The following is a 13,191-nucleotide window of genomic DNA, read 5'->3' on the forward strand; positions in this document are numbered from 1 at the left end:
CGAGCGAATGGTGGTGGGGACGATTTGCGAGCGAACATGGGCGAACGGATAGGCAGAGCGACGATCCATCGGATGGCCATGCTACGACTTGCGGGATCGGCGGGCACTGCGGCGCTGGCGCTGTTTCTGACCGCGGGGCCGGGATGGGCACAGGTCATCGGCGGCAATGACACGGAGATTGTCGACGGCAATGACCCAAGCGGGACCGGCCCGGGCACGCAGCCGAGTCCATGGATAACTAACAACAACCTCATCGTGGGCGATCAGAACGGCGATGATGCAGCCCTTGTCATCCGCAATGGCGGCGAAGTCAGCAATGACATCGGCGTGCTCGGCGACAACCCCGGCGCCAGCGGCACGGCGACGGTCACGGGGGCAGGCTCGACCTGGAGCAATTCCGACGACCTTTATATCGGTCATCAGGGCAGCGGCACGCTCGCCATCGAAGATGGCGGCGCGGTCGACAATATATTCGGCCAGATCGGCTATTTCGGAGGCGCGAGCGGCACGGTCACGGTCACCGGCAGCGGCTCGACCTGGACCAACGCCCAGGACCTCTATGTCGGTCACAGTGGGGCCGGATCGCTCGTCATTTCGAACGGCGGGACGGTCACCAGCGTTTCCGGCTATATCAGCAATGATTCCAGCGCCGTCGGCGAGCTCATCGTCACGGGCGCGAACTCGTTCTGGAGCAACTCCGCCGAGGTCTCGGTCGGCACGGCCGGCGCGGGATCGCTGACCATTTCGAACGGTGGCTCGGTCACCGGCAGCCTGGGTTATGTCGGCTTCAGTACGAACGGCAGCGGCGTGGTCAGCGTGACCGGCACGGGGTCGAGCTGGATCAATTCCGGCGCGCTGTATGTGGGCGAATTCGGCTCGGGCAGCGTGACGGTCGAGAACGGCGGCACGGTTTCGGCTTCTGGGGTTGTCATCGCCGACGATTCGGGTGCCACGGGAACGGTAAACATCGCGGGAAGCGCCGGAAACGGGCGTGGCGTCCTGGAGACCGGTTATCTCGACAGGGGGGCCGGTGACGCCAGCCTCGTCTTCGATGGCGGTATTCTGCGCGCAACGGGCAATGAGGCAAATTTCCTGGGCGGTTTCAACGCCGGGGAGGTAACGCTCTCTACGGGTGGCGCCTTTATCGACACCAACGGCTTTGCCGTCGGCATTGCCACGGATTTGCAGGGCACCGGTGGCTTGACCAAGCAGGGCAGCGGTACGCTGACGCTTTCGGGCACCAGCAGTTATACCGGTGTGACGACGGTCGAGGCCGGCACGTTGCAGGCGGGCGGCGTCGGCGCCTTCGTGCAGAACGGCACCTATGCGGTCAATGGCGGCATATTCGATCTCGGCGGCTTCGACCTGACCATGGGAGAACTTTCGGGAAGCGGCGGCGAGATCGCCATCGGCAGCGCCGAACTCACGCTCGATCAGGCGAGCAACACCACCTATGGCGGCATACTCTCCGGCAGCGGCGACGTCACGATGCTGGGCAGCGGCACCTTGCGTCTGACCGGCAACAGCTCGGGCTTTGCCGGCACGACCACGGTTTCGGACGGACGCCTGATCGTCAATGGCAGCCTTGGCGGCATCCTGATGATGACGGGCGGCACGCTGGCCGGGTCGGGTCATATCGGTACAGTGACCGCCGGCGCCGGCGCCACCATCGCGCCGGGCAACTCCATCGGAACATTGACCATTGGCGGCAACCTCACCTTCGATCCCAGTTCCACCTATGAGGTTGAGGTGGATCCCGGCAGCACTGCCAGCGATCTCATCTCGGTCGCGGGCATCGTGTTCCTCAATGGCGCCAGCGTTACCCATGTCGGGATGAATGGCGACTACCAGCCTTTCTCCACCTATACGATCCTTACCGCCGCCGGCGGGATCAACGGAACATTCGGCGCCGTCACGTCCGATTATGCCTTCCTGTCGGCGGATCTCTCCTATGATCTGAACAACGTCTATCTGGAGATCGAACGCAACGACGTGCGTTTCAGCGACATGGCACGGACGCGCAACCAGGTTGCCGCGGCAGAGGCGGCAGAGAATCTCGGAACTGGCAACGATATCTACGACGCCATCGTCACATTGCCCGATGACGAGCCGCTGATCCAGGCCAGTTACGACGCGCTTTCCGGTGAAATCCATGCCTCGATCAAAACGGCGCTGATCACGCAAAGCCTCTTTGTCCGCGAGGCCGCCAACGAGCGCCTGCGTTCCGCGTTCGGCGATGCCGGTGCTGGCGCGATCCCGATACAGGCTTTCTGGCCGGGCAGTCCGGAACGCATCGCCGCCGATCCTTCGGACGCGCCGGTTTTCTGGAGCACGGCCTTTGGCGGCGGGAGCGAGACACGCACGGACGGCAATGCCGCCACCCTCAACCACCACACCGGCGGCTTTCTCGCCGGCGTCGACGCCATGTTCGATGACATCAGGTTCGGCCTGATGGCCGGTTACAGCAATTCCCAGTTCGATCCCCGGCACCGAAACTCATCGGGATCGAGCGATGATTATCACCTCGGTCTTTACGCCGGCACGCAATGGGGCGGTCTCGCCTTCCGCTCCGGACTTGCCCACACGTGGCATCAGATCGAGACCGGCCGCAGCGTCGCTATCGGCAGCTTCGAGGACAGGCTGGAAGCCAGCTATGAGGCCGGCACGCTGCAGGCCTTTGCGGAACTCGGCTACCGGATTGAGACGGCGGCGGCCTCCTTCGAGCCCTTCGTCAATCTCGCCCATGTCGGCATCCGAACCGCGGGCTTCACCGAAGAGGGCGGGGCGGCTGCGCTGGACAGTGCCAGCCGCATGACCAACACCACCATCACCACGCTTGGCCTGCATGCCGAAATGGAGATCCGCCTGGGTGAGACGAACGCCACCCTGCGCGGCATGTCAGGCTGGCGGCATGCCGCCGGCGACATCGGTCCGGTGTCGACGCACGCTTTTGCCGGAGGCGACGCGTTCACCGTCGCCGGCGTACCGGTGGCAGAGAACGCCTTCGTTCTCGACGCCGGGCTCGACTTCGACCTCACCGAAAGCTCCATCCTCGGCATCGCCTATTCCGGCCAGATTGCCGATAACGCGCGGCAGCATGGGGCCAAAGCGACGCTGTCGGTGAAATTCTAAAAACGTCCCGATTTAAATACGAGATGCATTGCAGCGCTCCCGCGTCTTTTCAGACGCGCAAGGGCATTGTAACACTTTTGGTTGCAGCATGATGCCGTAGAGCCCGGTTTTTCATACGCTTTTGCCGGTTGTTAAAATGCGAGCGTTTCCATTTACGGCCGATGAAGACCTGCGTGTCATGCCTTCCGCCGCGAACAATAAGAATGGGAACGACATGGGCGCGGAAAGCATGGATCGGATCGGCTTGCGCAGGAAGCCGAAGCAGGAGCGCAGCATCCAGAGGCTGGACCTTATTCTCGCCGCCGCCGCCAAGATCATCGCTGAAAAGGGCGTCAGCGCCATGCGGATGACGGAACTCGCAATCGCCGCCAAGGTGCCGATCGGTTCCGTCTACCAGTATTTCCCGGAGAAGGCGGCGATCGTCAAAGCCCTGTTCGACCAGCACGCCTCGGCGATCCAGGCGAAGACGGCGGCGATGTTAGCCGATGTCAGGTCGCTCGACCAGGCGCTGGACCGCGTCTGCGCCACCATCGACTGGTATTACGATTCCTACCACAATGATCCCGTCTATCTCGGCGTCTGGATGGGAACGGAGACCGATCAGGATCTGCTGCGGCTGAATATCGAGCATAGCGGTCACGTCGCCGGCATCTTCCATGACGCCGTGCGTCAGCTGGCTCCCGACCTTTGCGACGAAGAAATGTATGCGCGCACTTACCTATTCAGCCACCTGATCGGCGCCGTCATCCGGCTTGCCGCCGTCAGCGAGGAGGCCTTAGCGCGGCGTATGCTCGATGAGTGGAAGCGCGTCATCCGCGCCTCACTTTTCGCCACCACGATGACGCGCGCCGCCTGAGTTACCAGCTTGGTACCATGTTGGCCGCCTTCAGCCGCGGATAAAGGCGCGCCTGGGCGGATTTGACATCCGCCTCGAGGCTGTCGTCGACGACAGCGGGCGTGATATTGTCGAGGCAGGCGGTGATATGCGCCGTGATCGCATTCATCAGCGAGAGCGAAACGCCCGGACGCTTCATGATGCCGATCTGCACCGGCGGCAGCGTCGGAAAGCCGTCCGCCTGGCTCAGCACTTTCATGCCCGTCCGCAGCGCCGATTCCGGCATCACCGAAACCGCCATGCCGGCAAGCACGGCAGCGGCAACGACGGTGCAGGACCAGCTGGTGAACAGGATCTGGTGTTCGCGTCCCACAGCATCGAGCGCCGAGCAGGCGAGCTGGCGCCACTGGCAGTCGCGCCGGCCGACGGCAAGCGGCACCGGCGCGTCGTCGCGGATCGGATGGTTGGCCGAGCCCACCCAGCAGAGCGGCTCGGTTCTCACCACATCGGACATGCGCTCGCGCGGATTGTGGGTGACGAGAGCGATGTCGAGCTCGCCCTTATGCATGCGTTCGGCAAGATCCACCGAGGGCTCGCAGACGATATAGAGCTCGACATTCGGATGCGTCTTGGCGAAGCGGCCAATGATTTCCGGCATGTAGCGGTCGGCATAATCGTCCGGCGTCCCGATCCGCAGCGTCCCCTCCAGCCTGTTGTCGTCGAAGGCCGCGATCGCCTCATTGTTGAGGCGGATGATACGCCGGGCATAGTTGAGCAGTTTTTCACCCTCGACCGTCAGCCGGTTGCCGCGCCCGTCCTTGATGAACAGCTGCTTGCCGATGCGCTCCTCGAGGCGGCGCATCTGCATGGAGACGGCCGATTGGGTCTTGTAGACCCTGTCGGCGGCCTTGGTGAAGCTGCCGGAATCGACGATGGCGATGAAAGTCTGCAATTGGTCGAGATCAAGAGGCGCGGACATGTTGTCACCCATAAAGATAGCTGATGATAATCATTAGAAACATTCGTTGGACTGATCAATAGGTCTTTGGCATCTTCGGGATGCAAATCAAGCAAAGTGAAGGACAGACGCCCTGCCTGTCCGAGCCCAATACAGCCTTGCTCCTTCTCGCACGACCTCGCGGGAGAGGTGGGTTGTTGTGCGCCTAAAAGAAAATCGAAAGAAAGGAGAGTCCCATGCGGATGACAGACAGAACAATAGAACTCGACTGCGGCAAGCTCACCCCGACGTTTCCCCAGCGTCTGGCAGCAGGCCTCGCACCGTTGACCTCCCTCTTTCGCGGGTTCCGCAATCGCATGGACATCAACGCGCTGCACGATCTGAACGACACGCAGCTGAGGGATATCGGCCTTACCCGGGCCGACCTGACCTCCGCGTTCCTGGCGTCGACCTTCTTCGAGGACCCGTCGGAACATCTGACGCGCTCAGCACGCAATCGCTGGCGCCTGTCGTTCTTCCGCTCCCACGAAGAGTAGGAGCGTCGAGTTTCCCCGCAGGGTGATAGCCAATAGCCCTGCCGCTTGACCCGGTGATCGGCTTTCCCAAGCCATCTCCGGGTTTTTTTATGCGAGGATTGAAAGAGTTAGAGCGTCCTTTGTGCTTCCGAACGGACGTACGGCGGTCTAATGCGCCGTTTTTTGGGGTTATTCGTTCGTCTCGGCGGAGGGCTTTGGCCGATAGGTTTCGAAGATCGCTTCCAGGTTCTTCTGGTAGCTCCTCTGCACTTCCAGTCCGCTGTCGAACATGGCGTTCAGCATCTCGGTATAGCTGTCGGCATTGACCTTCGCCTCCTCCTTGGCCGCCTCCGACGTCTTGGTCTTGGTCTTGGTATTAGTTTGGGCCTGGGCCCCCGGCTGCTGGCCGAGCCCGCCCATCATTTCCTGGAAGGCTTTGGCGAAGGGATTGTCGAGGAAGGGGTTCGGCGTCTGCGTTGGCGCAGGCTTCGGCACCGAAAACATCTGCTGCATCGCCTGCGTGAAGGGATTGTCGAAGATGCTGGGCTCCGGGGCCGGCTTCGGCGCGAAGCCGGTACTCTCAAGCCATTTCTGCATGGTTTCGCCCATCGCCGTGTTGACGAAGGGGTTGACCGGCGAGGCCATCTGGCCGGTCGTCTGCTTGAAGAGCCCGCCCATCAGCGTATCGGCGAGCACCGGCAGCATCCGCTTGTAAATGTCCTGGCCGATCCCGGTCATCTGCGCCGCCTGAGCGGCGACCGCGCGCGAAACCTCCTTCGAGCCGAAGAGCTGGGCAAGGATGTTGTTGCCGTCGGAAATGCCTTCCGGCGTGAAGGCCCGGCTCATATCCTCGAAATATCGCCCATAGTTGCCGGAGGAGACCGCCTGCATCAGCCCGACGAAATCGTAAGGGTTGCTGGTGCTGCGTTTCAGCCCGGCGGAAAAGGCCGGCATCAGCGCCGCCATCGCCTTCGTCGCCTGTTCCTGCGCAAGGTTGAACTGCCGGGCGATCGCTTCCATCGCCGCGCCGTTCTGCGCCTGCATCATCATGTCGAAGAGTGGCAGCATGGAGGTCCCTTTCCCCGAGTCGTGACGCGTGTCACGTCACTATATCCGGAAATGGTAATGTGCAAACGGCTTTTTGCCATAAGAACTTAGGGAGGAATTTTTTGCTGGAGCATGCGGTCGAGCCTCAGCGGCAGATCAGTGGAACACCGCCGCCGGCCCTCTCGCTTCAGAACATCATCGGTTCGGGATGGGAGGCGCGTGTCGGGCAGTGTTTATGCTCTGCTCGGCAAGGCGGGATGTTTTCAGATGCTGCCGGAAAAATGTCTTGAAGTCGCGAAAGCTCGCAAATCCGAGAGCGGTGGCAACGCGAACGACGGTGGAGGGGGAGACGGAGCACTTGAGCGCGACAGAAGCGACGGTCCCGAACGCGATCAGTTCCGGATTTGTGAGCGCCATGCGGGCAGCGCGTTCCTGCTGTTCGGGCAGCGTCAGGCCTGTCTTGACGATCATGGCCTTGAGTTCGGTCAGATCGTTCGGCCGCTTGAGATTTTCCTCAGAATTCATGACCGTGGTTCCTTCGAGATGCGGTGCGCCGGCTCCGGGCCCACCGCGGTTGGCCTTCAGTTCAGCGGGATTGCCTGCTTTTTCGAAACCGATGCGATGCAGGCAAGCGCGATTGCGAGGGCATTGCGAGCATCCGTACCCGTCGGCCCTTTGGTTAGTTCACGGTTACGAACGGAGCGGACGAAAGAGGCGAGCTGGGCCGTGTAGCCGTGAACGAAGTGCTCGGTGTCGCGGCGCCATGTGTCATTCGAGACGCCATTGCCGTCGAAGAGCGTCATGCTGGAGCGGCGCACGTCGCCCATCGTGACCATCCCGCCGGAGCCGAAGACTTCGCCGCGAATGTCGTAGCCGTAGAGGGCGGAGAAGTTTGCCTCGGCGACCGCGATCGAGCCATTGTCGAACCGGATGGTCACTACAGCCGTATCGAGGAAACCTTTCTCCCGGGCATCCGGCCGGATGAGGGCGTCGGCCATTGCATGGACCTCGACGGGCTTTGCTCCGAGATTGAGCCAAAGCAGCGTGTCGAAGTCGTGAATGAGGGTTTCGTAGAAAATCGTCCAGAGCGGAATGCGATCGGGATCGGCGCCGAACGGGCCGGGATCGCGCGTCAGCGAGCGGATCAGCTGCGGCGCGCCGATCTTTCCCTCGTCGATCGCGGCACGGCCTTCGGCAAAGGCCTGATCCCAACGCCGGTTGAAACCGACCTGAAGGGGAACGTTGGCCGCGCGTGCCGCTGCAATGGCGCGATCGGCATCCTCCAGCGTCAGCGCCATCGGCTTTTCGCAGAAGATCGCCTTGCCGGCTTCGGCGGCCTGGACGAGGATATTGGTGTGGAAGCGGGCAGGTGTGGCGATGATCACGGCATCGAGCCCCGGATGGGAAAGAAGCTCCGCAACGCCGGTATAAGCGGTCTCGACGTCGAGCGTCTCGCCGAGCTTGGCGGCAGCGCCCGGTGCGGGATCGGCGATGGCGACGAGATTGGCGTTGACGAGGCGGCGGGACACGGTCTCCCCATGAAAGGAACCGATGCGGCCGGCGCCGATGAGGCCGAGATTGACGGGTTTGTTGGCTGGCATGGCAGCAATCCTGTGCGTATCGAGATGGATCAGAGGGTGAAGACGGTGCGGAAGGCTTCAAGCGCGGCTTCGGGATCGCCGGCCGACCAGGCTTCCATGCCGACCGGGCCGGAATAGCCCATGGCGTTCAGCGCGCGGGCGATGCCGCGCCAGTTGATTTCGCCGGTCCCCGGCTCGCAGCGGCCCGGCACGTCGGCCACCTGGATTTCGCCGATCCAGGGCAGGCATTTGCGGCAAAGCTCGATCAGGTTCCCTTCGCCGATCTGGGCATGGTAGAGGTCGAGATTGAGGCGAAGCCGGGGGTGATCGACGCTCGAGACCAGCGCCAGCGTGTCTTCCGCGCGTCCGAAGGGCACGCCCGGATGATCGACCGGCAGATTGAGGTTTTCGAGCGTGAAGGTGACGTTTTCCTCTTCGGCCATGTCGACGATCCGGAGGAGCGTGTCGCGCGCTTTCAGCCACATCGCGCCGGTGACCACTTCGACCGGCTGGACGGGTAGGCCCCCATCTCCGAGGCCGGTGCCGTGCAGGTTCAGTCGCTGCACACCGAGCCGCTTGCCGATCTCAGCGGTTTGGCGCGCCGTCCTTAAAAGTTCGGCGGTGCCCTCGTCGTCGGTCAGGCGGCCGGTGAGATAGCCGTTCATAATCGTGAAGGTCGCGCCTGTTGCCTCCAGTTTGGCGAGGTCGTGCTCCGGCCAGTTCCAGAGACCGACGCCGAAGCCCATTTCCTTCAGGCGCGCGGCGCGCCATTCGATCGGCTTGTCGCGCCAGAGCATTTCGGCGCAGGCGGCAAGCGGGAAGGGGGAAGTCTTGGCAGCACTCATGGCAGGGTTTCCATATCAAGGGTCTGAGGTGGTGAGAGCGGCGCGAGCGGCGCATCGTAGTTCGGGGTGAAGGTCGGTCAGATCGTTCCGCCGAGTTCTTCCGACAGGGTCTGCAGCTCCTTGCCGCCGGCCATCAGGTTTTGAAGGTCCTCGATGCCGATCTCGCTCTTCGAATAGGTGCCGAGCGTGCGGCCGCGGTTGAGCGCGGTGAAGCGGTTGCCGACAGCATAGGCGTGGCGAACATTGTGGGTGATGAAGATCACGCCGAGGCCCTTGCCGCGGACCTGGTTGATGTATTTCAGTACCATCGATGTTTGCGCCACGCCGAGTGCCGATGTCGGTTCGTCGAGGATCAACACCTTGGCGCCGAAATAGACCGCGCGCGCGATCGCCACGCATTGGCGCTCTCCGCCGGAAAGCGTGCCGACGGCCTGCTCGGGATCGCGCACATCGATGCCGATCCTGTGCATCTCGTCGCGCGTCACGTTGTTTGCGTGTTCCATGTCCATGCACTTGAGGGGGCCGAAGCCTTTGAGCGGTTCGCGTCCCATGAAAAAGTTCCGGGTCACCGACATCAGCGGGATCATCGCGAGATCCTGATACACGGTGGCGATACCGGCATCGAGCGCGTCGCGCGGACCGGCAAAGGCGCGCGGCTGCCCTTCGACCAGGAATTCTCCCGATGTCGGCTTGAAGACGCCGGCGAGCGTATTGATCAGCGTCGACTTGCCGGCGCCGTTATCGCCGAGAAGGCAGAGCACTTCGTTGGCATTGACGGTGAGCGACACGCCGTTCAGCGCGATGATGGAGCCGAAGTGTTTGACGAGGTTCTTCACCTCGACGAGGGGCGTCTGAGACATGCTCATCAGCGTTCTCCCGTGACGCGTTTGCGAATGACATTGTTGAAGATCACCGCGATCAGCAGCATGCCGCCGAGGAAGACGAGGTACCAATCCTGGTCGATCGAGGTGTAGGTCAGGCCGATCAGCACCATGCCGAAGACGATCGAACCGAAGAATGCGCCGATGGCCGAGCCGTAGCCGCCTGTCAGCAGGCATCCGCCGATGACGGCGGCGATGATGGCTTCGAATTCCTTCTGGAAGCCGCGGCGCGCATCCGTCGAGCCTGCGTCAAGCACGGTCAGGATGGCGACCAGCGTGGCGCAGAGGGCAGTGATCACGAAAAGCGTGGTCTTGACGCGGGCAACCGGGACGCCCGATTTTCTGGCAGCGCGCGGATCGCCGCCGGCTGCGAAGATCCAGTTTCCGAAGCGGGTTCTGAGCAGGACCCAGGTGGCAAGAACGGCGATGCCGAAGAACCACAGGATCTCGACCGGAATTCCCGGCACTTTCGGCGTGCCGTTCGGGAAGGTCTCGATGATGCCGTGCCTGGCGAGCCATGAGAACAACCCGATGAAGGCGTCGCCCGAGAAGAATGGCGCGAGCGGGCTGCCGGCTGCGGCTTCCTTCATGCCACGCAGCTGCGTGGCGCCGCCGCTTGCCCATTTCAGGCCGACGAGCGTCAGGCCGCGCAGGATGAACAGGAAGGCAAGCGTGACGATGAAGGAGGGAAGGCCGGTACGCATGGTGATCTGGGCGTTGGTCACGCCGATCACGGCTGCGAAGGCCAGCGCAACGAGGATCGCCACGCTGAGTGGCAGGTGCAGAACGACGAGGGCGGTGCCGAAGACCAATCCGGCAAAGGCCACCATCGAGCCGATCGACAGATCGAATTCGCCGCCGATCATCAACAATGCCGCGCCGATCGCCAGAATGCCGAGCTGAGCGGCCGGCGCCATGAAGTTAATCACGCCTGCCAGTGTGAACATGGCGGGATTGGCGGTGAAGAAAAAGAAGATGGTGACGAGCACCAGACCGGCGACGGCGCCGAGTTCCGGCCGCCGCAGCAACGCAGTCAAACCCGAAACCTTTTTCAGCCGCTCATCGGATCGGTTGGCAGCCCCATTCTGTTCATTGGCGAGCGTCATGGTTCATTCCTCAAGGATTGGTCGTTGCCGCGCGTGCGCCTTCACGCGTGGAGGCGCGGCGTTGGAGGCAGCCCCCGCCCTGGCGGGAGCTGCCGCGGTTCCGCCTCAGCGGATGCCCTGGGAGGATTTCTCGATGACCGATGCGGCCGCATCCTTCTCGACGAAGCTCGGGCCGGAGGCGACGTTGCCTGCCGGGATCGTGCCGTAGCGGGCGTTGAGCGCCAGGAAGGTCACGGGGAGATAGCCCTGGAGGTATGGCTGCTGGTCCACCGCGAACAACGCCTTGCCGTCGGCGACAGCCTGCAGGAAGCCGGCCGAAAGATCGTAGGATGCGACCTTGACCTTGTCGCCAGTGCCCATCTTCTCGACGACGGCGACCGCACGCTCGCCGACGAGCGGCGCCGACAGGCCGAGAACGACATCGATGGACGGATCGGAGGTCAGAGCAGCCTGGATTTTCGATTCAATTTCTGCCGGATCGGCCGTGGTCGGCAGAACGGTGACCGTGCCGCCCTCAAAGCCCTTCTCGGTGCCGGCGCAACGCTGATCGAGCGCCGCGTTGCCAACTTCCTGGTTGACGCAGAGGACGTGCTTCAGGCCGAGAGATTTGAGCTTGGCGCCGACCTTGACGCCTGCCGGCAGTTCGTCCTGGCCGACATGCAGCTTGATGCCGAGTTTTTCGGCAGCGGAAATGCCGGAGTTCATCGAGATGACCGGGATGCCGGCGGCAACGGCCTTTTCGATCGCCGAACCGAGCGCATCGGGATCGGGGTTCGAGATGACGATGCCGGCAGGGCTCTGGTTGACGGCGGCTTCGATCAGCTGCGCCATCGCCACCATGTCGAAGGTCTCCGGGGCGCGATAGTCGACTTTGACGTTGCTGTCCTTGGCCGCCTGCATCATGCCGTTCTTGACGATCGACCAGAACGGATCGGACGCCTGGCCGTGGGTGACGGCGATGATCGTCGGCTCCTGGGCCTTGGCTCCGACAGCCGCCGTGGTCGCAACGCCAAGGACGAGGGCGCCGAATGCGAGCTTCTTCAAAATAGATGTCATGTCTTCCTCCTCTAGACCATCCACTCCTCAGGATGGCAAAAAACGATTGCTACCGGGTGCAAAGGTGCTTGCTACCGGGTGCAAACGGGTGCATCTTATTCACGGATGCGCTAAAATCAAGCATTCATTTCATCTGAATCATAAAATGGAATGTTTGTTTCATTTTTTGCGGGGAGGCATCATTGCGAAAAAGAGCAACGGCCAAAGAGGTCGCGGATGCGGCAGGCGTCTCGAAGTGGACGGTCATCCGGGCATTTACGCCGGGCGCCTCGATCACCGAGGAAAGCAAGCGTAGGGTTCTCGAGGCGGCGGCCGTGCTCAACTACACGCCCAATCTGCTCGCCCGTAGTCTCGCGACCAATCTGACGCATCAGGTCGCGGTCTTCGTCGACGACTTCGCCAATCCCCAGAAGCTGCCGTTCCTGGAAACCCTGACCGAACGTTTGCAGGCGGAAGGCCTGGTCGCGGTGCTGATCAATATCAACAATCACTTCGATCACGTCCATGCGCTGCTGAACGCCGATCAGCGTCAGGTCGACGCCGTCATCCTCTTCGGCACCGCCTTTCGCAACGAAACGCTGAGCGACCGGCAATTGGGCAGGGGCATGCCGCCGATGTTCGTCCTGGCGCGTGACAGCCAGATCGACGGCGTGCCGGCCGTCGTCTGCGACGCCGAACTGGCGCTGCGCGACATTGTCGACCACCTCTATGAAAGGGGATACCGGCGTCCCGGTTTCATGACCGGTGCGCCGGCGCTATCGACGGCGCTGCGGCGCCGGCAGCATTTCATCGATTTCTGGAAGGGGAAGGGGGTGGACGAGATCGCCATTCTGTCCGCCGACAGATACAGCGCCGAAGCTGGGGCAGGATCCGTCCGTCACTATCTGAACGACATCGACCCGGCCGCAAGGGTCGACGTCCTCATGTGCGAAAATGATATCCTCGCCCTCGGAGCGATGGACGAGATCCGCGGCAATTTCGGACTGCGGATACCTGATGACATCGCCGTCGTCGGCTTCGACAATTACGAACTCGGCGGCGCCTCCTGCTATGGCCTGACGACCTATGAGCAGCCGAGGATCGAGATGGTGCAGGCGGTCATCGGCATGATCAAGGGCCGGCTGGAGCCGGAAACCGTAACCCTTCCCGGCAAGCTGGTCGTGCGCACATCCACATAGGCCATTTCCACATGGGGCGCTCCTTTTCGCGGCCACCAGGCGGCACTCTCAAGACATA

At 62.4% G+C, this 13,191-nt stretch carries 12 protein-coding genes; 4 read left to right on the plus strand and 8 right to left on the minus strand.

What is annotated here, in order from left to right; all coding sequences use genetic code 11:
* Nucleotides 1–72: 72 nt before the first annotated feature.
* Together B5P46_RS06875 and B5P46_RS06880 are read left to right on the plus strand one after the other, a co-directional pair.
* Nucleotides 73–3,132, plus strand: a complete 3,060-nt coding sequence (locus tag B5P46_RS06875) for an autotransporter outer membrane beta-barrel domain-containing protein (protein ID WP_245456112.1) — start codon at nt 73–75, stop codon at nt 3,130–3,132.
* A 214-nt stretch (nt 3,133–3,346) separates the two neighbouring features.
* A complete protein-coding gene (locus B5P46_RS06880) occupies nt 3,347–3,988 on the plus strand; it encodes a TetR family transcriptional regulator (protein ID WP_129418029.1) in 642 nt (213 codons plus the stop codon).
* 1 nt (nt 3,989) lies between these two features.
* Here the strand turns inward: B5P46_RS06880 and B5P46_RS06885 are convergent, their stop codons facing one another.
* Complete coding sequence (locus tag B5P46_RS06885) at nt 3,990–4,946, minus strand: LysR substrate-binding domain-containing protein (RefSeq protein WP_129418030.1); 957 nt, start codon at nt 4,944–4,946, stop codon at nt 3,990–3,992.
* Between the two features lie 215 nt (nt 4,947–5,161).
* Between B5P46_RS06885 and B5P46_RS06890 the strand changes: the two genes are divergently transcribed.
* Entirely contained in the window at nt 5,162–5,461 is a 300-nt protein-coding gene (locus tag B5P46_RS06890) for a DUF1127 domain-containing protein (protein ID WP_129418031.1), read from the plus strand.
* Nucleotides 5,462–5,629: 168 nt separating this feature from the next.
* Here the strand turns inward: B5P46_RS06890 and B5P46_RS06895 are convergent, their stop codons facing one another.
* The 7 genes from B5P46_RS06895 to B5P46_RS06925 all read right to left on the minus strand — a co-directional run bounded on the left by B5P46_RS06895 (nt 5,630) and on the right by B5P46_RS06925 (nt 11,955).
* The gene (locus B5P46_RS06895) at nt 5,630–6,508 is read right to left on the minus strand and encodes a DUF937 domain-containing protein (protein WP_129418032.1); all 879 of its coding nucleotides are present in this window, start codon (nt 6,506–6,508) and stop codon (nt 5,630–5,632) included.
* Nucleotides 6,509–6,682: 174 nt separating this feature from the next.
* Complete coding sequence (locus tag B5P46_RS06900) at nt 6,683–7,012, minus strand: MurR/RpiR family transcriptional regulator (RefSeq protein ID WP_129418033.1); 330 nt, start codon at nt 7,010–7,012, stop codon at nt 6,683–6,685.
* Nucleotides 7,013–7,068: 56 nt separating this feature from the next.
* Nucleotides 7,069–8,088: a Gfo/Idh/MocA family oxidoreductase gene (locus B5P46_RS06905; protein ID WP_129418034.1), complete on the minus strand. Its 1,020-nt coding sequence runs from the start codon at nt 8,086–8,088 to the stop codon at nt 7,069–7,071.
* 29 nt (nt 8,089–8,117) lie between these two features.
* Nucleotides 8,118–8,912, minus strand: a complete 795-nt coding sequence (locus tag B5P46_RS06910; protein WP_129418035.1) for a TIM barrel protein — start codon at nt 8,910–8,912, stop codon at nt 8,118–8,120.
* Between the two features lie 77 nt (nt 8,913–8,989).
* Nucleotides 8,990–9,778 (minus strand): ATP-binding cassette domain-containing protein, encoded by a 789-nt coding sequence (locus tag B5P46_RS06915; RefSeq protein ID WP_129418036.1) that lies wholly within the window; start codon nt 9,776–9,778, stop codon nt 8,990–8,992.
* Complete coding sequence (locus B5P46_RS06920; RefSeq protein WP_129418037.1) at nt 9,778–10,899, minus strand: ABC transporter permease; 1,122 nt, start codon at nt 10,897–10,899, stop codon at nt 9,778–9,780. The genes B5P46_RS06915 and B5P46_RS06920 overlap by 1 nt, the downstream gene beginning before the upstream one ends.
* A 105-nt stretch (nt 10,900–11,004) precedes the next feature.
* The gene (locus B5P46_RS06925) at nt 11,005–11,955 is read right to left on the minus strand and encodes a sugar ABC transporter substrate-binding protein (protein ID WP_129418038.1); all 951 of its coding nucleotides are present in this window, start codon (nt 11,953–11,955) and stop codon (nt 11,005–11,007) included.
* A gap of 182 nt (nt 11,956–12,137) precedes the next feature.
* On the opposite strand from B5P46_RS06925, the gene B5P46_RS06930 reads away from it, so the two are divergent.
* Nucleotides 12,138–13,133 (plus strand): LacI family DNA-binding transcriptional regulator, encoded by a 996-nt coding sequence (locus B5P46_RS06930; protein WP_129418039.1) that lies wholly within the window; start codon nt 12,138–12,140, stop codon nt 13,131–13,133.
* The last annotated feature ends 58 nt before the right edge of the window (nt 13,134–13,191 follow it).

The sequence above is a fragment of the Rhizobium leguminosarum genome (assembly GCF_004123835.1).
Taxonomy (GTDB): domain Bacteria; phylum Pseudomonadota; class Alphaproteobacteria; order Rhizobiales; family Rhizobiaceae; genus Rhizobium; species Rhizobium leguminosarum_M.